The 20,786-nt window shown below is 62.4% G+C and carries 21 protein-coding genes; 11 read left to right on the top strand and 10 right to left on the bottom strand.

Annotation, left to right across the window (positions count from 1 at the left end; all coding sequences use genetic code 11):
* Nucleotides 1-219: 219 nt before the first annotated feature.
* The 10 genes from KSW38_RS02065 to KSW38_RS02025 all read left to right on the top strand — a co-directional run bounded on the left by KSW38_RS02065 (nt 220) and on the right by KSW38_RS02025 (nt 8,822).
* On the top strand, nt 220-561 hold the full coding sequence (locus tag KSW38_RS02065) for a hypothetical protein (RefSeq protein WP_216922204.1): 342 nt from the start codon (nt 220-222) through the stop codon (nt 559-561).
* 93 nt (nt 562-654) lie between these two features.
* The gene (locus KSW38_RS02060; protein WP_216922203.1) at nt 655-2,025 is read left to right on the top strand and encodes a cryptochrome/photolyase family protein; all 1,371 of its coding nucleotides are present in this window, start codon (nt 655-657) and stop codon (nt 2,023-2,025) included.
* A gap of 168 nt (nt 2,026-2,193) precedes the next feature.
* A complete protein-coding gene (locus KSW38_RS02055; protein WP_216922823.1) occupies nt 2,194-3,693 on the top strand; it encodes a CoA-acylating methylmalonate-semialdehyde dehydrogenase in 1,500 nt (499 codons plus the stop codon).
* The gene (locus tag KSW38_RS02050; protein ID WP_216922202.1) at nt 3,693-4,763 is read left to right on the top strand and encodes an enoyl-CoA hydratase/isomerase family protein; all 1,071 of its coding nucleotides are present in this window, start codon (nt 3,693-3,695) and stop codon (nt 4,761-4,763) included. Before KSW38_RS02055 ends, KSW38_RS02050 begins: the two co-directional genes overlap by 1 nt.
* 46 nt (nt 4,764-4,809) lie before the next feature.
* Entirely contained in the window at nt 4,810-5,733 is a 924-nt protein-coding gene (gene mmsB / locus KSW38_RS02045; RefSeq protein WP_216922201.1) for a 3-hydroxyisobutyrate dehydrogenase, read from the top strand.
* Nucleotides 5,734-5,769: 36 nt separating this feature from the next.
* Nucleotides 5,770-6,549, top strand: coding sequence for an enoyl-CoA hydratase (locus tag KSW38_RS02040; protein WP_216922200.1), 780 nt, complete (start codon nt 5,770-5,772; stop codon nt 6,547-6,549).
* A gap of 126 nt (nt 6,550-6,675) precedes the next feature.
* Nucleotides 6,676-6,969: a DUF4190 domain-containing protein gene (locus KSW38_RS02035; protein ID WP_216922199.1), complete on the top strand. Its 294-nt coding sequence runs from the start codon at nt 6,676-6,678 to the stop codon at nt 6,967-6,969.
* Between the two features lie 90 nt (nt 6,970-7,059).
* On the top strand, nt 7,060-7,191 hold the full coding sequence (locus KSW38_RS23605; RefSeq protein WP_256449674.1) for a hypothetical protein: 132 nt from the start codon (nt 7,060-7,062) through the stop codon (nt 7,189-7,191).
* Nucleotides 7,192-7,267: 76 nt separating this feature from the next.
* A complete protein-coding gene (locus KSW38_RS02030; protein WP_216922198.1) occupies nt 7,268-8,056 on the top strand; it encodes an ABC transporter ATP-binding protein in 789 nt (262 codons plus the stop codon).
* Nucleotides 8,049-8,822 (top strand): ABC transporter permease, encoded by a 774-nt coding sequence (locus KSW38_RS02025; RefSeq protein ID WP_216922196.1) that lies wholly within the window; start codon nt 8,049-8,051, stop codon nt 8,820-8,822. Before KSW38_RS02030 ends, KSW38_RS02025 begins: the two co-directional genes overlap by 8 nt.
* 63 nt (nt 8,823-8,885) lie before the next feature.
* On the opposite strand, the gene KSW38_RS02020 is transcribed toward KSW38_RS02025, so the two are convergent.
* The 7 genes from KSW38_RS02020 to KSW38_RS01995 form a co-directional block, all read right to left on the bottom strand.
* The gene (locus KSW38_RS02020; protein ID WP_308169280.1) at nt 8,886-9,284 is read right to left on the bottom strand and encodes a formylglycine-generating enzyme family protein; all 399 of its coding nucleotides are present in this window, start codon (nt 9,282-9,284) and stop codon (nt 8,886-8,888) included.
* Nucleotides 9,259-9,456, bottom strand: a complete 198-nt coding sequence (locus tag KSW38_RS23685) for a hypothetical protein (protein WP_308169273.1) — start codon at nt 9,454-9,456, stop codon at nt 9,259-9,261. The genes KSW38_RS02020 and KSW38_RS23685 overlap by 26 nt, the downstream gene beginning before the upstream one ends.
* 371 nt (nt 9,457-9,827) lie before the next feature.
* On the bottom strand, nt 9,828-10,493 hold the full coding sequence (locus tag KSW38_RS02015) for a TenA family protein (RefSeq protein WP_216922194.1): 666 nt from the start codon (nt 10,491-10,493) through the stop codon (nt 9,828-9,830).
* Nucleotides 10,494-10,615: 122 nt separating this feature from the next.
* Nucleotides 10,616-10,822 (bottom strand): hypothetical protein, encoded by a 207-nt coding sequence (locus tag KSW38_RS02010; protein ID WP_216922192.1) that lies wholly within the window; start codon nt 10,820-10,822, stop codon nt 10,616-10,618.
* Between the two features lie 4 nt (nt 10,823-10,826).
* Nucleotides 10,827-11,768 carry a hypothetical protein gene (locus tag KSW38_RS02005; protein WP_216922190.1) on the bottom strand — a complete coding sequence of 314 codons (942 nt, stop codon included), beginning with the start codon at nt 11,766-11,768 and terminating at the stop codon, nt 10,827-10,829.
* Between the two features lie 55 nt (nt 11,769-11,823).
* Nucleotides 11,824-12,333 (bottom strand): MarR family winged helix-turn-helix transcriptional regulator, encoded by a 510-nt coding sequence (locus KSW38_RS02000; protein WP_216922189.1) that lies wholly within the window; start codon nt 12,331-12,333, stop codon nt 11,824-11,826.
* A 24-nt stretch (nt 12,334-12,357) separates the two neighbouring features.
* A complete protein-coding gene (locus KSW38_RS01995) occupies nt 12,358-14,076 on the bottom strand; it encodes an AMP-binding protein (RefSeq protein WP_216922188.1) in 1,719 nt (572 codons plus the stop codon).
* Between the two features lie 136 nt (nt 14,077-14,212).
* Between KSW38_RS01995 and KSW38_RS01990 the strand changes: the two genes are divergently transcribed.
* The gene (locus KSW38_RS01990; protein WP_216922187.1) at nt 14,213-15,433 is read left to right on the top strand and encodes an acyl-CoA dehydrogenase family protein; all 1,221 of its coding nucleotides are present in this window, start codon (nt 14,213-14,215) and stop codon (nt 15,431-15,433) included.
* Nucleotides 15,434-15,502: 69 nt separating this feature from the next.
* Here the strand turns inward: KSW38_RS01990 and KSW38_RS01985 are convergent, their stop codons facing one another.
* The 3 genes from KSW38_RS01985 to KSW38_RS01975 all read right to left on the bottom strand — a co-directional run bounded on the left by KSW38_RS01985 (nt 15,503) and on the right by KSW38_RS01975 (nt 20,682).
* Nucleotides 15,503-17,122 (bottom strand): APC family permease, encoded by a 1,620-nt coding sequence (locus KSW38_RS01985; protein WP_254185956.1) that lies wholly within the window; start codon nt 17,120-17,122, stop codon nt 15,503-15,505.
* Nucleotides 17,123-17,541: 419 nt separating this feature from the next.
* Nucleotides 17,542-19,170 (bottom strand): GMC family oxidoreductase, encoded by a 1,629-nt coding sequence (locus KSW38_RS01980; protein WP_216922186.1) that lies wholly within the window; start codon nt 19,168-19,170, stop codon nt 17,542-17,544.
* Nucleotides 19,171-20,682 (bottom strand): aldehyde dehydrogenase family protein, encoded by a 1,512-nt coding sequence (locus tag KSW38_RS01975; RefSeq protein WP_216922185.1) that lies wholly within the window; start codon nt 20,680-20,682, stop codon nt 19,171-19,173.
* Between the last annotated feature and the right edge of the window lie 104 nt (nt 20,683-20,786).

The raw sequence follows: 20,786 nt of genomic DNA, 5'->3' as shown, positions 1-20,786 counted from the left end.
CGCAAAGACGTTATGTGTGGACGTATCCGAAGCTACGCCGATGCGGCGGTGGGCACCAGAGGCCCGAAGGTCCGTTTGACCGTGTCGCCGCAGAATGCAATCCAGAGTTAACCTACTTTCCGGTACGGGAGAACCTCAGGAGGGCTATAGTGAGGGAACAGGACATTCGCTGATGCAGCCCGGCGGCCCCTTTTTTCTTCCGCCACCGGAGGCCCCGCAATGACCGACACCCAAATCAGTAGTTTTCTGAGTGACTGTGTGGTGTTTGATGACGACACCGAGGAGGGCTTGGACTTTGACACCCTCTACGGCCTCTATATCAGTTGGTGCGTCCTCGGACGCAAAGTACCCATTCCTGATTCCGCTTTCAGGACCGCCCTTGAACTTGAAGGACTGCGTGACAGGAAAGATCATGGCCAGCGCATCTACCCCGGACTAAACATGGTGGGGCCCGCAGCCAGGGACTACGTGATGAACAGCGTTCCCGTCTGGACTGAAACTGAGGCCAGCGTGACCGACTTGACCCAAATAGACGAACGCTCGGTTCCTTCCCTGAGTTAAGTGCTCTGAGTTCCGAGTTTGTTGTTAGCTGATGCCCTTAGGATGCCTTCCTAGGGGCATCAGCTGTATAGAAACTCGAAAGAGGGTAGTAATTTGAAGCCGTCCATCGTCTGGTTCCGCGACGACCTGAGGATCAGGGACAACCCTGCCTTGCGTGCCGCCGTCGATGATGGTGCGGCGGTGGCCCTGTACATCCTGGACGAAGAATCGCCCGGCATCCGGCCTCTCGGCGGTGCCGCGCGGTGGTGGCTGCACCACTCGCTGACCGCCCTTCAGGACGATCTTGCTGCGCTCGGAGTACCGCTGCTATTTCGCCGTGGATCCGCTGCTCCTATCGTTCAGGAAATCACGACGGCGATCGGCGCCGGCGCGCTGTTCTGGAACCGCCGGTACGGCGTGGCAGAGCGGACCGTCGACGCCGGCATCAAGACTTGGGCGCGCGACGCCGGCATGCACGTGGAGAGTTTTCAAGCGTCCCTGCTTCATGAGCCGTGGGAAGTAACCCCCAAGACGGGCGGGCAGTACAAAGTTTTCACCCCATTCTGGCGGACTGTCTTAGCCCAGGACTTTCGGGATCCGTTGGCTGTGCCGGACGAGGGACGAGGCTACGCTGGCACGTTGCCGGCCAATGACGAGCTGGAGTCATGGCACCTGCTGCCCACCACGCCGGACTGGTCCGCAGGGTTGCGGGAGGCTTGGACGCCCGGATCGGCTGCCGGACACCAGCGGCTCAAGGAATTCGTGGCGGGTGGACTCACTAATTACGACGAAGGCCGAAACCGCCCCGATATCGATGGCAGCAGTTGCCTCTCGCCTTATCTGCGGTGGGGTGAGCTCAGCCCCTTTGAGGTATGGCACACGCTGGCTTCCAACAGATCGGAAAGCACAAGTATTTTCGCGTCTGAGCTTGGCTGGCGCGAATTCTGTTGGCACCAGTACTTCCACAACCCGGATCTTGCGACGGCGAACCTGCGCAAGGAGTTTGACCGCTTCCCTTGGGCTTGGCCGGATAGTGAAGGTCACGAGACTGCCGTCGAGGAGCTTCGGGCCTGGCAGCGAGGTCGTACGGGTTTCCCACTGGTCGACGCCGGGCAGCGACAGCTCTGGCAAGTGGGGTGGATGCATAACCGGGTCAGGATGATCGCGGCCAGCTTCCTGGTGAAGAACCTGGGCATCCATTGGCAACTCGGCGAGCAGTGGTTCTGGGACACGCTGGTGGACGCTGACCCGGCGTCCAACCCTGCCAACTGGCAGTGGGTGGCTGGCTCAGGGGCGGACGCTTCGCCGTTCTTCAGGATCTTCAATCCAGAGGCCCAGCGCATCAAGTTCGATCCCCAGGGAAAGTACATAGCCCGCTGGATCCCGGAGTTCGGCACGCCGGATTACCCGGAGGAAATCGTGGATCTCAAGACCACCCGGCAGGATGCCCTGGCCGCCTACAAGGAACTCAAAGAGGTGCACTAGCTACTTCCCGCTGATGAATAGGGGTGGAAAAACCTCCTCTGGAAATTAGTAGGAAGTCCGAGTATATTCGGTTCAGAGATGACCTGGCTCACAGTCGCTGAGGCGTTCCTGCCGATTACTGGAACCAGCCGCACGGCAGTCATTCACGATGCAAAGGAGCATTCCACCATGGTGCGCGAGCTTTCACACTACGTAGACGGCCAGAGGATCGACGGCACGTCCGGTCGGTTCAGCGACGTCTACGATCCCTGCACGGGCGAAGTGCAGGCGCGGCTTCCGCTGGCAAGCGCAGACGAGGTCCGCAACGCGATCGCAAATGCCGAGAAGGGCCAGCTCGAATGGGCGGCCATGAACCCGCAACGGCGGGGACGCATCTTGCTGAAGTTTGTGGACTTGGTAAACGAGAACATGGACGAACTCGCCAAGCTCCTGTCCTCCGAACACGGCAAAACGTTGGCCGACGCCAAGGGAGACATCCAGCGCGGCATCGAGGTAGTCGAATTCTCCGCGGGGGCGCCGCACCTGCTCAAGGGTGAGTTCTCGGACAACGCAGGGCAGGGCATTGACGTGCACTCCCTGCGCCAACCGCTTGGCGTGGTTGCCGGCATTACGCCGTTCAACTTCCCCGCCATGATCCCTCTCTGGAAGTCGGGCCCAGCGCTCGCAGCCGGCAACGCTTTCATCCTTAAGCCCTCCGAACGGGATCCCTCCGTTCCGCTGCGGCTCGCCGAGCTGTACAGCGAGGCCGGTGTCCCGAACGGCGTCTTCAACGTGATCAACGGCGACAAAGAAGCCGTTGACGCCCTGCTTGAGGATCCGCGGGTCAAGGCCATTGGCTTCGTTGGATCCACACCGATCGCCCAGTACATCTACGCCACGGCGGCGGCGCACGGCAAGCGCGCCCAATGCTTCGGCGGGGCGAAGAACCACATGGTGATCATGCCCGACGCCGATCTGGACATGGCTGCCGACGCCCTGATTGGCGCCGGCTACGGCTCCGCTGGCGAACGGTGCATGGCGATCTCGGTTGCCGTGCCTGTTGGCCAGGAAACCGCGGACGCGTTGGTGGCCAAGCTGACCGAGCGTGTGAAGGACCTCAAGGTGGGCCACAGCCTGGCGAAAGATTCGGACTTCGGCCCCGTGGTTGCTGCCTCCGCGAAGGAAAGAATCGAAGGCTACATCCAGTCCGGCGTCGACGAAGGCGCCACCCTGGTCACCGACGGCCGGGGGCTCACTGTGGAAGGTTACGACGGCGGCTTCTGGGTTGGTCCCACGCTCTTCGACAACGTCACCAAGGACATGAAGATCTACAAGGAAGAGATCTTCGGCCCGGTTCTCAGCGTGTTGCGCGCGGCTGACTATGACGAAGCGCTCAGGCTCTGCAGCGAGCACGAGTTTGGCAACGGCGTCGCAATCTTTACCCGCGACGGCGATTCCGCCCGTGACTTCGCCAGCCGCGTCGAAGTAGGCATGGTGGGCATCAACGTGCCCATTCCGGTGCCGATCGCGTACTACACCTTCGGCGGCTGGAAGGCTTCCGGTTTCGGCGACCTCAACCAGCACGGAGCCGACGCCTTCCGCTTCTACACCAAGACCAAGACCGTGACGTCGCGGTGGCCCTCCGGTATTCGTCAGGGCGCCAGCTTCATCATGCCGGCAGGCAGCTGATGGGGGCTTTGGACACCGAAGAAGTTCTTTTTGAGCGCCGCGGCCACCTTGGCATAGTGACGCTCAACCGGCCCCAGGCAGTCAACGCCCTCAGCGCGGGAATGGTGAAAGCCATGCTCCAGCAGTTGGCTGCTTGGGCTGACGACGACGCCGTAGCAACCGTCCTGGTGCGCGGCGCTGGCGACCGCGGGCTGTGCGCCGGCGGAGACATTGTGGCCATCTATAAGGACATGTTGCAGGGCGGAACGGAAACGGCGGAGTTCTGGGCCGACGAGTACCGGCTGAACTCGCTCATTGCCCGTTACCCCAAGCCCTATGTCGCGTTCATGGACGGGTTGGTGCTTGGCGGCGGCGTGGGGGTTTCGGCGCACGGCTCGGTGCGCATTGTTACTGAGCGGACGCGCACAGGCATGCCTGAGACCACCATTGGGTTCGTGCCCGACGTCGGCGGCACCCTTTTGCTGTCACGTTCCCCGGGGGAGGCGGGAACCCATGCGGCCCTGACGGGCGCCCACCTCACCGGGGCGGACGCCTTGTTCCTCGGCCTCGCGGATCACTTTGTACCATCCGAAAGCCTGCCCGCACTGGCGGAAGCGCTGGAAAGCTCGACGGCGGAGGCCGCCGTCGGGCGCTTTGTCCAAGCGGCGCCGGACTCGGCTTTGGCGGCCCAGCAGGAGTGGATCAACGCCGCCTACGCGCAGGACGACGCGGAGGAGATCGTACGGAGTTTGCGTTCCCTGGGGGAAACTTCGCCGGAGGCAGCTACCGCGGCTGACACCATTGAGGCGAAGTCGCCCACGTCCGTGAAGGTCACGTTGGCATCTTTGCGGCGCGTGAGGGGGATGTCGCTGGAGGAAGCGCTGGATCAGGAGTACCGGGTGGGACTTCGCTGCCTGGCCGGGCCCGATTTTCGGGAAGGGATCCGCGCGCAGGTAGTGGACAAGGACCGGAACCCGCAGTGGAAGCCCCCCACGTTGGCGGAGGTGCGCGAGTCCGACGTCGAGGGCTACTTTGCGCCGCTCGGGGAGCGGGAGTTGGGGCTCGCCGCCTTGGGTGTTGACGCCACATGACCACCCGCGGGTTCAGCCAGTTTGTTAGCCAGTTGAAGGAGACGACATGACAGAGAACGCAGCATCGGCAACGGGACTCATCGCTTTCCTCGGACTCGGCCATATGGGCGGGCCCATGGCAGCCAACCTGATCAAGGCAGGGCATGAGGTGATTGGTTATGACCCCGTGCCCGCGGCCGTTGAGGCAGCCAAGGCCCACGGGATTCCTATGGCATCCACGGCGGACGAGGCCGTGGACGGCGCGGCCGTGGTGTTGACCATGTTGCCCAGCGGCAAGCACGTGCTGGACGCGTACCGTGGTGTTGACGGGCCGGGGCTGCTGTCCGTGGCCGCGCCGGATACCTTGTTCCTGGATTGTTCCACTATCAACGTCGACGAGGCCCGGCAGGCAGCCGTCATTGCTCTTGAAGCGGGGCACCGCTCCGTGGATGCCCCGGTTTCCGGCGGCGTCGTGGGTGCCGAAGCCGGCACCCTGACTTTTATGGTCGGCGCTTTGCCGGAGGATTTCGAGACAGTCAAACCCATCCTGGAACTCATGGGCAAGAGGATCGTGCATTGCGGGGATCACGGTGCCGGGCAAGCAGCCAAGGTCTGCAACAACATGATCCTGGGTGTGTCCATGATTGCTGTCGCGGAGGCCTTCGTGCTCGGCGAGAAACTTGGACTCACGCATCAGGCACTGTTCGACGTCGCTTCCAACGCTTCCGGACAGTGCTGGGCCCTGACCACCAACTGTCCTGTTCCCGGTCCCGTCCCCACCAGCCCGGCCAACCGCGACTATCAGCCCGGATTTGCCGGGGCACTGATGGCCAAGGATCTTCGGCTGGCCGTAAATGCGTTGGAAAGCACTGGAGTTGCAGCGGAAATGGGACCGTTGGCATCCCGGATCTACGATGCCTTTGCCGCGGGCGAGGGTGCCGGACGTGACTTCTCCGGCATCATCACGGACATACGCGACAAGTCTGTGTGAGGGTTTCTGTACATGATGTTGGGTGAGAGGGAAAGAATGACGGAGCAGTACGGGAACATCCTGGTGGAACGCCGGGGCCGCGTTGGTTTGGTGACCTTGAACCGACCGCAGGCGTTGAATGCGCTGAACACAGCACTCATGAACGAACTTGTGGACGCAGTCACCGCAATGGACACCGATCCTGACATCGGCGCCGTGGTCATCACCGGATCCGCCAAGGCATTCGCGGCAGGCGCCGACATCAAGGAGATGTCCTCCAAGAGCTATATGGAGATGTATGCGGCCGATTGGTTCCGCCGCTGGGAGGACCTCACGCGACTCCGCATCCCCGTCATTGCAGCGGTCTCCGGCTTTGCGCTGGGCGGGGGCTGCGAATTAGCCATGATGGCGGACTTCATCATTGCCGGGGACAACGCAAAATTTGGCCAGCCGGAAATCAACCTGGGCGTTATCCCCGGAATGGGCGGCTCCCAGCGGCTAACGCGGGCCGTTGGCAAGGCCAAGGCGATGGACATGGTCCTCACCGGCCGGTTCATGGACGCTGAGGAAGCTGAACGCTCAGGACTTGTTTCCCGGATTGTCCCCGCAGCTGAAGTCATTGACGAGGCCGTGAAAGCCGCCGAGGTCATTGCTTCCAAGTCCAAGCCCACAGCCATGGTGGCCAAGGAAGCCGTCAATGCTGCGTTTGAAATGGGTCTGGCACAGGGAGTGCTCTTCGAACGGCGGGTGTTCCACTCACTGTTCGCCACCGAGGACCAGAAGGAAGGCATGGCTGCATTCAGCGAGAAGCGGCAGCCCGAGTTCAAGCACCGGTAGTTGATTGTTGTTGTGAGGCCTGCTTTGCGCCCTTGACGCGACTCGTAGCGCGCAAAGCAGGCCCCGCAACGTAGTTTTGGCATGCACGAGGATAGACTCGTTGGCACCGACAAATGGGGAGAGAACATGTCAACGGAGATCGTTCAAACCGGCCAAACGGAAGCATCCGCCCAACCGATCAACCGCCAGGCCATCGTGGCAGCAGCGATGGCAGTGCTGGCCCTCGTGGGGCTGTTCTTCGCGGGGATGGCCGTCATCGCAGTTTTCGTTGTGGGTGCAGGTCACGTCGCCCTCAACCAGATCCAGCAGCGTGGAGAACGCGGACGGGCTCTTGCAGTTGGTGCCTTGGTTGTCGGTTACGGTATCGCCGCACTGGCGCTCGTATCGGCTCTTATCTTTTCGTTTTCGGTGGCCCGCTAGTAGGACGAAGGTCACGATACTTTCCTCGTCACGATTCCGCCCGGGGGCCGTCCTAAATAAGGACAAACAGGGCGACGACTGAGGAACGAAATGACGTGGCAATTCTGCGATAACCACCACTGCCCGGACAGCTGGCACTGGACCGAACTGGGCGATGTCCCGGTGGCATGCCCATACGCGGGCGATCAGATTGAGTTCGCGCGAAGCCTCGCTGACACCTAGCTCGGCTCTCAGCTGGTTGCCCTATGCTTGTGCCACGGCGCCCGCCGGACAGTCCGTCTTGAGGGAATGCGTTCCGATGCGTGAAATGAATGAGTCGGTAGAGCCACCAGTGCTGGAGATAAGTGACTTGCGGGTCGCCTATGGCAGCCGGACGGTGGTCGATGGGCTGGCTTTTCGTGTTGACCGCGGAGAGATCTTCGGTTTGCTGGGCCCGAATGGGGCAGGAAAGACCACCACGCTCAGCGCGCTGGAGGGTCTGGTGAAACCGCTGTCCGGCCGTGTGGTCGTGAACGGCGTCGAGGTCCAACGATACCCGATCGAGGCGGAGGCTCTACTCGGCGTGCAACTGCAGTCCTCCAGTTTTCAGGCCGAGTTGAGCATTGAGCAGATCGTGAAGCTGTACGCGGGCCTTTATGGGGTAAGACTCTCACGCGCCCAGATCCGCGAGAGCATCCGTACTCTCGGACTCGGCGAGGAACTGGGCAAGCGCTTTAAGCATCTTTCCGGCGGTCAGCAGCAACGACTGGCATTGTTCATTGCGACCATCCACAACCCGCTGCTGCTGTTGTTGGACGAGCCGACGGCAGGGTTGGACCCGCAGTCTCGGCGCACTCTGTGGAAGAGGATTGAGAAACTGCGTGGCGACGGCAGCAGCATAGTTCTGACTACGCATTCCATGGAGGAAGCCCAAGCGGTCTGCGATCGGGTGGCGATTATCGATCACGGCAAACTCCTCACCCTCGGGACTCCCGCTGAACTGATCAACAAACACAAGGACGATCCTGAGGTGCTGGCCGTCGCACACGGCGCCGTCACATTGGAAGACGTGTTCATCGGACTGACAGGGGATGAGATCCGTGATTGACGATCGCAACTCTGCTGCAAGGCCCTCGCTGGCACTGGCCATGAGATCGCTGCTTCTCGCGGATTCGATCGTGCTTCTACGCAGCCGGGTATCGGTCGTTTTGAGCATCCTGCTGCCGATCGTGGTCCTGGTGGTCACCACCTTCGGCAAGGCCCAATCACGCCTTGGCGGCTCGGACCTCGTCATCGGCCTGGCCCTAATCCTTGGGCTGCTCACCTCCTGCCTGCTGGGTTACAGCCTTACGCTGGCCCATGACCGGGAGATGGGCGTGCTGCAAAGGCTCCGAGTCACCCCAGCACCAACCTGGATGATCATGACCAGCAGGCTCGTGGTCCAGGTGGCAACCAATCTGATCGCGTCCGCAATCGTAGTGATCGTCGGTACCATCCTCCACGGCCTCTCGCTCAACGCGGGCCAGTACGCCCTCATCCTGGCCATTGCCGTCCTCGGTGCCGCGATGTTCCTGGCCATCGGGCAGGCATTGGTTGGAGTGGTGAAATCGTCCACCGCCATCAATGCGATCGGCCGGGTCCTTTTCGTGATTCTGCTGCTCCTCGGGCTTCTGGGTGGGTCCGGGATCCTGGGTGACACTATGAAGACCATCGGCGACTGGTCACCAGTCGGCGCCCTCATGGCTTTCTTCTCCAGCGTGCTGAGCCAAGCCACATGGAGCGCCCAAGACGGTTACTCACTGCTGGCCTGCCTGGGATACATCGTCGTGTTCTCTTTCATCGGAATCCGCTGGTTCCGATGGGACGCCCAGTAGAGGACGGCTAGCTGTACTGTCCCCGCAGTTTGATGACACGGGGTTTGCGTACGCTGAACAAGGCTAGGACTGCCGCCGGGGAGTCCACCCCGAAGGCAACGCTCCGCTTATTCTTCCGCGCTCGATGTCCGACTTTGCTGACCACCCTTGCGCTGCCTGCCCTGTGCTGAACGAACCTCTCGCTAATCGCAGGCCGACGTCAGGGTGACTCATTCCAGGTGCGCCTCCCCGCCGAGTCGACGCGCGCACACTCCAAGGCTTGTCCGCGAACCCTCCTCCACGGAAGACGCGATAGTCCCCATAACGAGCCGGATCAAGAAAATCCCAGCACCACTCCCACACATTTCCTAGGGTGTAGTGCAATCCAAAAGCGTTGGCACTCTTCGATCCCACTACCTGAGGGTCTTCTACATCGTCCTCGGACGTCCACGCGATGTCATTGAGCAACCGGGCCGTCAACATCATCCAAGACCTTCGCCCACTGTGCCTTGGTCACAGGAACTGCTCCGATCTCAAAAGCCTCGAGCTGCACGGACCATCGGCGTTGGCGGCGCGCGTCGTGTAACTCCACGTGCCCGGCGGGCAGCGTGCGAAGATCGAAAATAGCCATCCCCAATGCTCTCACTGTGCTCACGAGGTGTACGTCGAGCTTCGGGGCATACAGGCCCGACGCCGTCGAACTCCGCCCGTAGCCATGTCACCTTTCCCTATTCACTAACTCTTTCCCCGTCACGCCCCCGTGGTTGCCGCCTCTTAAATAGGGACAGCTTGGCGACGATGTGGGGGCACAATGACGGCTGGGTTCTGCGATAACGATGACTGCCTGGAAGGCTGGCACTGGACACAGCTTGGGGAGTTTCCGGAGCCGTGTCCCGAGCAGGTTGAGGAGGAACCGCCGGGGGCGGACGGTCCGTCGATGCCGCAGCCGCGCGGCGAGAAGCAGGACTAGGCAAGCAGCGCAGAATGAGTCCGGAACGCGTGGAGGCCGGGGTGGTGGACCTTGCTCTACGCCGGTACGCCCGACGGGACCAGGGCGGCGTCAAAGAACGCAAGCTCCAGGCGCACAGCCTCGCGGAACGTCTCCGTGACGCGGGCGCGAACTTCCGGGTTTACAGGCTCGACGGCGTTGAACTCCTCCCGTAGCCACGTCACCCAGGCGTTGTACTCGGGATTGTTGTGGAGGCGGATCCATTCCGAGTGCTTTGGCGCAACTGGCCATATTGCAGGATCTCCGGCCCGCGCGGCCCAGTCCCCGTAAAGCCACTCGGCAACGAGGAGGACAGCCAGAACGTCCGGGTAGGAGCGGGTGCTCAAAGCGGTGCGCATGAGGGAATCGAAGTCGCGGGTGACGGTTCCCAGTGCGGGCCCGGTCCGGTCAGCCTCCGCAACGTCCAGTTCATTGAAGCAATCCTGGAAGTACGTGTTCTCGTCCGACGCGAATGCGCCCAGGACCCGCGCGAACACCAACCGTGAGGATAACGACGGCGCGGAGGCAACTGCTTGCCCCAGGAGCGCCGTGAAGGCGTCGCAGAACTGGTAATCCTGCACAAGGTAACGCCGAAGGTTATCGTCGGAAAGATTCCCGCCGAGCAACTGATCCACAAAGGGATGGTTGATCGCGGCGTCCCAATTGTTGATGCACTCCTGCTTGAGTTCTTCGGCAAAGCCCACGTGTTTCCTCCTGAAGTATCAGTACCGCACCCTAGCAGCCACTGCGGACTTCGGACAGCACGACGCCGGCCGGACAGATTGACTGTCCGGCCGGCGTCGTTGTTTCTTGGGCGATGTGCCCTTCAGCAGACTTTCCGGCCCCTTTCCGCATTCATTGGATCCGGCCAGTTGCCGACGAAGTCGGGCCAAAAGCCGATGCGTTGGCTGGCGGATGCCCTTGCGTGGTTGCGGGCGGGGATCTGGATCTTGCGAAGCATGAGTGCCTCCTGGCTGATGAAATGCCTGCGACGGTCGCCGCAGGTGGTGGTGCCTGCCAAAGCAGGAGCCACCGCATCAGTCAGGTCGGGACCCTGGATCGAACGAAGGTTGTGGTGCTGTACTTCGCTGCCGGTCCGTCACAGGTCCGGCTCGCGGCGGAGGTAGCGGTGAGAGGACGTCCGGGATGTCGGACGATCCTGGGGCGGAAGTGCTTGGACCACGTGCTCCGGATGAGCCTGCAGCACTTGGCGTCAAGGCGGGATGAAGTGGCGGGTCCGGAACGGGATTCACGGGGCCTGGCATTAGGGCGGGCGGAACACCCACGGGGTCAAGCATCGAAAAAGGCTGGGGGAGACTGATGCCTCCGAGCAGAGGTGCCCCGGCTTGCGTGGTTTGGAGTACGACGGCGAGGGGCAGCGTGGGGGCGCTTGCCGGCGAGGTAGTGGCTTCCCCGAAGGTCGGCACCGTAGGCGAGGCAACGCCGTCGAGCTGGTTTGGCGACTGGGTTGGCAACTGGTTTGGCAGGGGCTCCGGTAGCGGGCCTGGCAGCTGAGGAAGTGGAGGGCCGGTCAGCCCGGGCAACTCCGGCGCATCGGGTAAGCCCGGCAACGCGGGCACCGGGAGTATGTCAGGTACTTCGGGCAGGAGGCCCGGGACATCCTCCACTGGAAGTAACCCCTGTACCTCGGGAACCACGACGTCGAGGGGAGCTTCCGGGACGGTCACTGCAGGCAGCGTGGGAACAACAGGAACCTCAGGCAGTGCCGGAACCTCGGGTATCGGCTCAAGACTGGAGGCCACTGAATCAACAGCGTCTTCAACGGATGTGATCGACGGGGCCTGCAAAGTCTGGGTGAGCGAGGTGGAGCCGCTGGGCAGCGGCGGAATGACGGGCACAATGTCCGTCGCTGCTGCGGAAGGCCCGGCCAGCCAGACCATCCATGCGGATGAACCCAGCATGGCCAACAGGAAAGGGCGCAGAAGTACGCTGCGGCGTTGTCCCGGGTCCTTGGCCATGCTCCACCCCCACTGCGGCAATGGAATCTCAGGATACGCTCGCGAGCGCCTTCAGTCACTCCTCGGTGAAATCCCCGGCATCCCTGCGGAAGGTGCCCAGGACGCGGATGAGGTGATCGACGTCGTCGGGCCCGAAGCCCGAGTTGCCGAAAACTTCAGAGTTGAGGGCCGCCGTCGCCTTCTTCGCCAGGGTGCGGCCTTCTGCGGTGAGTTCGATCAGCGTGGTGCGTCCGTCGGTTGGGTGTGGGGAACGGGCCACCAGGCCCGCCTTTTCGAGACGATCGACGGCGTTGGTCACCGAGGTGGGGTGCACCTGCAGGAGCGCGCTCGCCTTGTTCATGGGGAGTGCGCCGCTGCGGGCGAAACTCAGCAGCGCGAGGAGTTCGTAGCGTGCGAACGTCAGTCCGAACGGTTTGAGGACCGTCTCGATGCGTGCAAGCAAGATCTGCTGGGTACGCATGATCGCTGTGATGGCAGCCATGGGCGCGGCAACATCGCCCCAACCATGCCGTTCCCAGTTTCGTTGGGCGTCGGCGATGGGGTCGCGGGGGAGTGGGGTACCCATGGGCCTCCTTCGTTGCTCGGGTGGCTAGTCTTTCAGATTCGGAAACTCTTCCTCGGTGTACTCCAGGCCGAGACCGGCCGGCAGCGGTCCGCTGCCGTGACGCGCCACTTCCGTGCCGCGTAGTTCCACGCGCCTGATCTTGCCTGAAATGGTCTTGGGCAGCTCGCCGAATTCGAGTCGCCGGATCCGTTTGAAGGGCGCCAGGTGCTCACGACAGTATCGCAGGATGTCCTCGGCAACGGCAGGTCCGGGTTCGTAGCCGGCGGCGAGCACCACAAACGCTTTCGGCACGGAAAGCTTCACGGGGTCAGGCGAAGGTACGACGGCGGCCTCCGCCACTGCGGGGTGTTCGATCAGTACGCTTTCGAGTTCGAAGGGCGACAAACGGTAGTCGGAGGATTTGAAGACGTCGTCGTCCCGGCCGACATAAGTGATGACGCCGTCGGCGTCCCGGCTCGCCATATCCCCGGTGTGGTAGTAACCGTCGCGGAACGCTTCTGCTGTTTTCGCTTCATCGCCGAAGTAACTCTTCATGAGCCCCACGGGCCGGGGGTCCAAGCGGAGGCAGAGCTCGCCATCGTCGGCTTCCTGTCCGGTGAGCGGGTCCACAAGGACGACGTCGTACCCGGGCAGCGGGCGTCCCATGGAACCGATCTTCACCGGCTGTGCCGGCGTGTTCGCGATCTGGACGGTGGATTCGGTCTGGCCGAAACCGTCGCGGATGGTGACGCCCCAGGCTTCCTCCACCTGGCCGATGACCTCCGCGTTCAGTGGTTCGCCGGCGGACACCACCTTGTGGGGCGGCGAGGCCAGTTGCGTGAGGTCTGCCTGGATGAGCATGCGCCAGACGGTGGGTGGCGCGCAGAAACTCGTGACTCCTTCGCGGCCCATTTGGTCCATGAGGGCGGCTGCGTTGAAGCGTTCGTAGTTGTAGATGAAGACGCAGGCCTCGGCGATCCAGGGTGTGAAGACGTTGGACCAGGCGTGCTTGGCCCAGCCGGGGGAGGCGACATTGAGGTGCACGTCGCCGGGTTCAAGGCCGATCCAGTACATCGTGGAAAGGTGGCCCACGGGGTAGGACGTGTGGGTGTGCTCCACGAGCTTGGCCCGCGAAGTGGTGCCGGACGTGAAGTAGAGCAGCATTGTCTCGTCCGCTTTGGTGGGGGCGTCGGGCGTGAACTCTTGCGGTGCGGAGAATGAATCTGCATACTGCTTGGCTTCGGCATTGGCCGGTTCCCCGCCGATCTCGATCAGCGTGTAATCGCCCTCCACAGCGGTGAATTTCCCAATGTTGGCGCTACCCACGGCCACCCAGTTGGCACCGCCCCGTTCTACGCGGTCTTGAAGATCCCGTGCACCCATGAGGGTGGTAGTGGGGATCATGACGATGCCCAGCTTGATGCCGGCCAGCATGAGCTCCCAGAGCTCCACCTGGTTGCCGAGCATGATGATCATGTGGTCCCCGCGCTTGACGCCCTCGTTGCGCAGCCAGTTGGCAAGTTGGGAGGACCGCTTTGAAAGGTCCGCGAACGTGCGCCGTGTGGAACTGCCGTCCTGCTCCACGATGACCAGTGCCGGTTTGTTTCCCCGTTCCGGATCCGCAGCAATCTGGTCGAACCAATCCAGGGCGAAGTTGAATTCGTCAAAACGTGGCCATTCGAATTCACTGTGCGCCTGCTTGTAGTCCTCGCGCAGTTCCAGCAGCCGGTCACGGGCCGCACGGAAGTCTTCTGTGACTGTCATAGTCCGCCTTTCGCTGGGGAATACTGCCTCGGCGCCGTCGCCGGAGCATCCCGCCTAGTGGTCCACATCACCTTGCAATATACTAGGACATCCAAGGGTTTGGAAGAGCCTGCGTTGGACATGACGAAGGGGTCAAATGCTCGACGAAAAAGCAGCTGCCGGCACCGTTACCAGCGGCGAACCGACACAGAAAGTCCTCCCTCCTTATCCGGAGGCGGACCTGATGCACGTGGTAGACCTGCTTCCTGCGGGGGAGCGGGCGCGGTACGCGGAGGTGCGGGAGTCCCTCCAAACGCGGATCCGCGCCGCCAGCATCGAATACTGGAACCGAGAAGAGTTCCCGTTCGGGCTCCTGGCCGAGATGGCCAAATATGGGCTCGGCGGGCTGCAGATCGACGGCTCCTCCAAGCTGTTCAAGGGCCTCATGTACACCGAGATTGCCCGGGCGGACGTATCGCTTTCCGCGCTGGTGGGCATCCATAACGAACTCATCGTCGGCATGATCCATGAACTTGGCTCTCCCGAACAAAAGCGGAAGTGGCTGCCGGGGCTGGAGGCCTTTACCCAGTTGGGCGCCTTCGCGCTCACGGAACCGGACCACGGCTCGGACATCGCCGGAGGACTCTCGACGACGGCGCGACGCGACGGCGGCGAATGGGTCATCAACGGTGCCAAGCGCTGGATTGGGGCCGGAACGATTGCCGACTTCGCCTTGGTGTGGGCCCGTGATGTGTCTGATCACCAGATCAAGGGCTTCATCGTGGAGACGGACCGGGAAGGCTACTCGGCCACCAAGATCACCAACAAGATCGGCCTCCGCATCATGCAGAATGCGGACATCGCGCTGGACGACGTCCGGATTCCCGTGGATAACATGCTGCCCGGCGCCACGGCGTTTTCGCGGGCCAATGACCTGCTGCGGGATTCGCGGGCCTGGGTTGGTTGGCAGGCTGCAGGCATCCAATTGGCGGCCTTCGATATTGCCCGCTCCTACGCGCTGGAACGCAAGCAGTTCGGCAAGGAATTGGCCAGGTTCCAGCTCATCCAGCAGCAACTTGCGGACATCCTGGGCAACGCCAATGCCTCACTGTCCTTGATGGTGGAACTCGCACGTATCCAACAAGCGGGCAAGCTGGAAATGGTGCAGGCCGCGATGTGCAAGGCGACCACCACACGCTTGGCGCGCTCGTCCGTGGCTATGGGCCGATCCCTGATGGGCGGAAACGGCATCACCACGGATTACGAGATGGGCAAGCTCTTTGGCGATGCCGAAATCTTGTACACCTACGAGGGCAGTTACGAGATCAACTCCATGATCGTGGCCAGGGCGGTAACGGGAAAGTCGGCGTTCGTCTAAATCGACAATGAGGGCATCTCTTCGCCCGTGGAACGCCGGCGAAGAGATGCCCTCATTTGGAAACTGCTATTAGCTTCGGGTTAGGACCTGGATAGGCTCTGCCGAGGCTGGCTCCGGGGAGGCTGGCTCCGTAGAGGCTGGTTCGGGGGAAGGGGCAGCGGCGGCGTGCTCGGCCAAAACCCCTGTCCGGTGCCTGATACGGAGGCGGTAAAGGAGCGTTCCGCCGATGATCACCGCAGCAACGAACATAACGCCGCCCCACTGCAGGTACCACTCGAAGGGCGGTACTGAATTGTAAATCTCCGGTCGTGGCCAGATCAGGTTCAACGTCATCGCTCCGCCCCAGAGCACTGCCACGATGTTCACGGGCAGCCCCCATTTGCCGAGGCTGAAACCCGGTTCGGATCCGTCGTCCTTCAGGGGCCACTTCTTAAGGAACCGGCGCCGCAGCATTGGCACGGTGACCAGCAGGTAGGAGAGGTAGATCAGGACGATGCTGATGCTGGAAAGAATCGTGAAGATGGCCGGCTGGGAGATGTTGACGATCAGCGGGATCACCGCCACTGTGCCGATAACGATGGCAGCCACCGTGGGGGTTTTGCGGGTGGGGTGAACTTTGCTGAGCTGGCGGCTGAAGGGGAGGTTGTTGTCCCTGGCCATGGCGAACATCATGCGGATAGCTGCTGCATGCACGGCCAGCGTGCAGACCACGACTGCCACCACGATGCAGACCAGGAAGGCCTTGCCGAAGGGGCCGCCCAGCACCGAAAGAACGATGTACTGCAAACCGCCATCGGCAGCTCCCAGCTTGGGATCGGACAGATCGGGTGCGGCCAGGATTCCGCCAAGGAGGAGTAGTCCGCCCAAGAGGAAGGACGCCGTAACAGCACGCAGGATAGCCTTGGGAGCCGTGCGCTTGGGGTCCTTGGTTTCCTCGCCGAGGGAGCTGGCGGTGTCGAACCCGTACATGACGTAGCCGGAGGCCATGGCGGCAATCATGAACACCCCGAAGAAGCCTAGGGGATGTCCTTCGCCGAATCCGGCAGTGTCCAGGAGGACTTCCGGTCCCCGTACTGAATGCCAAATCAGCGCCGCGATCAGCAGGACGGCCGCAACCAGTTCTACGAATACGCCCACACTGTTGATCATGGTCATGAGTTTCACGCCGAAAGCGTTGATGAGTGTGGAAATACCGATCATGATGCTGGCAAGGATCACCCCGTTGACGGCGAAGTCGTAAGGGCCGGTTCCGTCGCCCACAAGCTGGAAGCCGCTCCAGATCTGCGGCAGGGTTATTTGAAGGGCCAAGGCAACTGATCCCAGCGCCATGATCGAGGAAAGCAGGAGCAACCAGCCGGCCAGCCAGGCCCACGTTCCGCTTGAGAGCCGTTTGGCCCAGTTGTACACAGATCCAGCCACCGGATAGCGGCCTGCCAGTTCCGCAAAGCACAGGGCCACCATCAGCTGGCCGACGAAGACGATGGGCCATGACCACGCGTAGGCGGGTCCGGCCGTGGAAAAGCCGAAGTAAAAGAGTTGAAAAACGCCGGTGAGGATGGAGATGTAGCTGACGCCGGCGGCGAAGCTGGCGAACTTGCCGATGCTGCGGTCAAGGGTTTGCGCGTAGCCAAACTCGTCCATGCCGCTTGCATCGCTCTTGCTGGGTCCTAATTTACTGGGTTCTGACATTCGAACTCCTAACTCAGACGTGCACCGAATGGTGATGACCTGCGGCCGCCATTGGTCGCAGTCGAAATCAAAAGGCCGGGCACCACTATGTGCCTCCGGCTGTTCCCCCATTTGTTGTTACGGGGCTGGCTGGGCCTTCGATGTGGTCGAAGTCCGGACCATGCCCGCCAGGCCGCAACCGTATAGGTGTGGCGTGGGTCATAAGAAGAGGTTAGTTCAGATTGAACAGGCGTTCAAGACTTGTTATGAACAAATGTTCAAGATAGTGTCGTGCCTTTTCAGGCATAGCGCCCCTGGACGCGGAAACGCGGACGCGGAAACGTGAGCACGGAAACGCGGGCACGGAAAACGCCGGTGGGGGCGCTGGGTGTGCACCCTCCACCGGTGTTTTCAGTGGCAACCACCTGCTCAGGCGGGGGTCAAGCTGAAGTCCGCCACCGCCGTCGTGGTTTCATCTGTCCGGCTGGCCTTGAGAGGTCCGCGCATCGCTCACCAATCATCATGACGGTGATGTTGGGATTGACGGTGACGTGCTCGGGCATGACGGAGGCATCCGCAACGCGCAGGCCGGTGACGCCCTTGACCCGCAACTCCGGATCCAGCGGGGACATGTCATCGTCCACGGGACCCATCCGGACAGTGCCGACGGGGTGGTAGACCGTGTTGTGCGTTTTGCGGATGTAATCCTGCAGTTCCTCGTCCGTCTGTGCCTCGATACCAGGCGAGAGCTCCCGGCCGGCCCATTCGGCCATGGCCGGCTGCGCCGCGATTTCCCGCGCCTTGCGGATGCCGGCAACCATGACCCGCATGTCGTGGCCCTCCGGATCCGTGAAGTAGCGGGGGTCAACCATCGGCTTGTCGCGGAAGTCCCGGCTGCGGAGCCGGACGGTTCCGCGGGAACGGGCGTGGGTGACGTTCGGGGTGAGGCTGAAGCCATTCTCCGTGGTGGGGTAGCCGTACCGAAGGGTGTTCATGTCGAACGGGACAGAGCCGTAATGCATCATCAGGTCGGGGCGATCCAAACCCTCTTCGGTGGGGGTGAAGATACCGATCTCCCACCACTGGGTGGAACTCTCCACCATCGGCTGCTTCGCCTCGAACTGCACCACGCCTTCCGGGTGGTCCTGCAGGTGCTCGCCGACACCGGGGGAGTCGACCACCACGTCGATGCCGTGTGCTGCGAGATGCTCGGCCGGGCCGATGCCGGAGAGCATGAGGAGCTTGGGAGAGTCGATGGCTCCCGTGGACAGGATGACCTCGCGATGCGCTGTGAGCCGGTGGGCCCGGCCGAAAGCCGAGTCAACGACGTCGACGCCGGTGCAGCGCTTGTCTGCGTCGAACACCAGTTGGCGGGCACGCAGGCCGGTCAGCAGCGTGAAATTTTCACGATCGATGATGGGGTGGATGTAGGAAACCGAGCTGGAGGAACGTGTCCCATCGGAACGGCGGTTGATCTGGAAGAAATTGGCCCCGTTGATCACGGTGCTGCCGTCATTGAACTTTGCGCGGGGGATGCCGGCCTGCTCGCAGGCGTCAAGAAGCGCGACGCCGGTGGGATCCGCCGGGGGCACGTTCATCAGGTGCACGGGCCCCGAGCCGCCATGGTGGGGAGCATCCGGGCCCGCATCCTCGTTGGTTTCCAGCCGCTTGTACAAGGGCCAGGCGGCAGCAGCGTTCCAGCCAGTGGCGCCATACTTTGACTCCCACTCGTCCAGGTCCTCGCGGGGAGCCCAGAAAGCGATACAGGAGTTATGGCTCGAGCAGCCACCCATGACCTTGGCGCGGGCGTGGCGCATGAAGGAGTTGCCGTTCTCCTGCGGTTCCACTGGGTAGTCCCAGTCGTACCCCGACTCCAGCAGTTCCATCCATCGGTCAAGCTGCAGAATCTCGGGGAGGCCGCGGTCATCCGGACCAGCTTCAACCAGTGCAACGGAAACGGAAGGGTCCTCGCTCAGTCGTGCGGCCACTGCAGCGCCGGCAGAGCCGCCGCCGATGACGACGTAGTCGAACCCTCGGTCATTGAGGTTCTCGATGTTGTCGGTGTGCATCTATTTCTCCTTGCTGCGGTCAGCGAACCAGCCCGTTACCTGCGGGTTGGTGTTCTGGTAGATGTGCTTGGCTTCCTGGTATTCAGCGAGTCCGGTGGGACCGAGCTCGCGGCCGACGCCGGACTGGCCGAAGCCGCCCCATTCGGCCTGTGGAAGGTAGGGGTGGTAGTCGTTGATCCAAACGGTGCCGTGGCGCAGGCGGCCTGCTACCCGCTGAGCCTTGCCTGCATCCTGGGTCCAGACGGCGCCGGCCAGTCCGTAGATGGTGTCGTTCGCGGTGGCCACGGCTTCGTCTTCCGTCCGGAAGGTTTCCACCGTTACTACCGGGCCGAAGGCTTCGTCGACCACAACCGACATCCCGCGTTGGACGCGGTCCAGGATGGTCGGCTGGTAGTAATAACCGGCGTCGTACTTCTCTCCTTCAGGCGCTGCGCCACCACACCGCAACCGTGCGCCTTCCGCCACGCCACGCTGGACGTAGGCATCCACCTTGTCGCGGTGGGCTGCGGAAATCAGCGGTCCGGTCTCGGCGGACTCATCGAACGGGCCACCGAGGCGGATGTCCTTTGCCCTGCGGACCAGCTCGTCGACGAAGCGCTCGGCGATGGATTCCTCCACCACCAGCCGTGCCCCGGCGGAGCAGACCTGGCCTGAGTGCACAAAGGCCCCGTTCAGCGCATTGTCTACGGCGGCGTCGAAATCAGCGTCAGCAAACACGACGTTGGGGTTCTTGCCGCCGAGCTCAAGCGCCAGCTTCTTAACCGTGCCGGCTGCCGCGGCGGCAATGCGCTTGCCGGTTTCCAATCCGCCGGTGAAGGAGACCAGGTCAATGTCAGGGTGCTCCGACAGGGGTGCGCCCGCCTTGGCGCCCGGGCCTGTCACGAGGTTGGCGACGCCGTCGGGCAGGCCAAGGTCCTTGAGCAGCTGCATGGCAAGGATTGCGGTGGACGGGGTCAGCTCGGCCGGCTTGAGGACGAAGGTGCAGCCAGCCGCCAGTGCGGGCGCGATCTTCCATGCAGCCTGCAGCAGCGGGTAGTTCCACGGCGTGATCAAACCGCAGACGCCAACGGGCTCGTAGACGATTTTGCTGGCGACGGCGTTGTCCCCGGCGTCGACTACCCGGCCCGCCGACTGACCGGCGAGCCTTCCGAAATATTCGAAGCAGGCAGCGATGTCGTCAATGTCGATACGGCTTTCGATGATCCGCTTGCCGGTGTCCAGCGATTCGGCGCGGGCGAACTTCTCCCGGCGTTCGCGCAGTTCCGCGGCGACCTTCAGCAGGAACGCACCGCGATCGGGCGCCGGGACAGAGGACCAGACGCCGGAGTCAAAGGCTGCCCGAGCGGCAGAAATGGCGCGCTCGGCATCTTCGCGGCCAGCTTCAGACACCGTGGCGACCAGTTCGCCGTCGGCCGGGTTGTGGATTGTGCGGACCGCACCGGACGCAGCCGGCTCCCACGAGCCGTTGATGAAAAGCGTGGATGCGGTTTCGGAGAATGTGGCTTGGGTCATACATTGGAGATTAGTGCATCTTGAACATCTGTTCAAGGGTACATATGAACAAATGTTCAAAATTTTCGGGCTGCGCGTTAGGTACTGCTACTGCCATTCCGGGG

It is taken from the genome of Paenarthrobacter aromaticivorans (assembly GCF_019038615.1).
GTDB lineage: Bacteria > Actinomycetota > Actinomycetes > Actinomycetales > Micrococcaceae > Arthrobacter > Arthrobacter aromaticivorans.
This window is presented reverse-complemented; position numbering and strand designations above follow the sequence as displayed.

What these genes read in the sequence shown, in the direction of transcription:
- KSW38_RS01975 (WP_216922185.1), bottom strand. Translation starts at nt 20,682, where the DNA reads ATGACCCAAGCCACATTCTCCGAAACCGCATCCACGCTTTTCATCAAC.
- KSW38_RS02005 (WP_216922190.1), bottom strand. Translation starts at nt 11,768, where the DNA reads ATGGCCAAGGACCCGGGACAACGCCGCAGCGTACTTCTGCGCCCTTTC.
- KSW38_RS02040 (WP_216922200.1), top strand. Translation starts at nt 5,770, where the DNA reads ATGACGGAGCAGTACGGGAACATCCTGGTGGAACGCCGGGGCCGCGTT.
- KSW38_RS02020 (WP_308169280.1), bottom strand. Translation starts at nt 9,284, where the DNA reads ATGTTGACGGCCCGGTTGCTCAATGACATCGCGTGGACGTCCGAGGAC.
- KSW38_RS02055 (WP_216922823.1), top strand. Translation starts at nt 2,194, where the DNA reads ATGGTGCGCGAGCTTTCACACTACGTAGACGGCCAGAGGATCGACGGC.
- KSW38_RS01980 (WP_216922186.1), bottom strand. Translation starts at nt 19,170, where the DNA reads ATGCACACCGACAACATCGAGAACCTCAATGACCGAGGGTTCGACTAC.
- KSW38_RS01990 (WP_216922187.1), top strand. Translation starts at nt 14,213, where the DNA reads ATGCTCGACGAAAAAGCAGCTGCCGGCACCGTTACCAGCGGCGAACCG.
- KSW38_RS23605 (WP_256449674.1), top strand. Translation starts at nt 7,060, where the DNA reads ATGACGTGGCAATTCTGCGATAACCACCACTGCCCGGACAGCTGGCAC.
- KSW38_RS02050 (WP_216922202.1), top strand. Translation starts at nt 3,693, where the DNA reads ATGGGGGCTTTGGACACCGAAGAAGTTCTTTTTGAGCGCCGCGGCCAC.
- KSW38_RS02065 (WP_216922204.1), top strand. Translation starts at nt 220, where the DNA reads ATGACCGACACCCAAATCAGTAGTTTTCTGAGTGACTGTGTGGTGTTT.
- KSW38_RS02035 (WP_216922199.1), top strand. Translation starts at nt 6,676, where the DNA reads ATGTCAACGGAGATCGTTCAAACCGGCCAAACGGAAGCATCCGCCCAA.
- KSW38_RS01995 (WP_216922188.1), bottom strand. Translation starts at nt 14,076, where the DNA reads ATGACAGTCACAGAAGACTTCCGTGCGGCCCGTGACCGGCTGCTGGAA.
- KSW38_RS02030 (WP_216922198.1), top strand. Translation starts at nt 7,268, where the DNA reads ATGCGTGAAATGAATGAGTCGGTAGAGCCACCAGTGCTGGAGATAAGT.
- KSW38_RS02000 (WP_216922189.1), bottom strand. Translation starts at nt 12,333, where the DNA reads ATGGGTACCCCACTCCCCCGCGACCCCATCGCCGACGCCCAACGAAAC.
- KSW38_RS01985 (WP_254185956.1), bottom strand. Translation starts at nt 17,122, where the DNA reads ATGTCAGAACCCAGTAAATTAGGACCCAGCAAGAGCGATGCAAGCGGC.
- mmsB (WP_216922201.1), top strand. Translation starts at nt 4,810, where the DNA reads ATGACAGAGAACGCAGCATCGGCAACGGGACTCATCGCTTTCCTCGGA.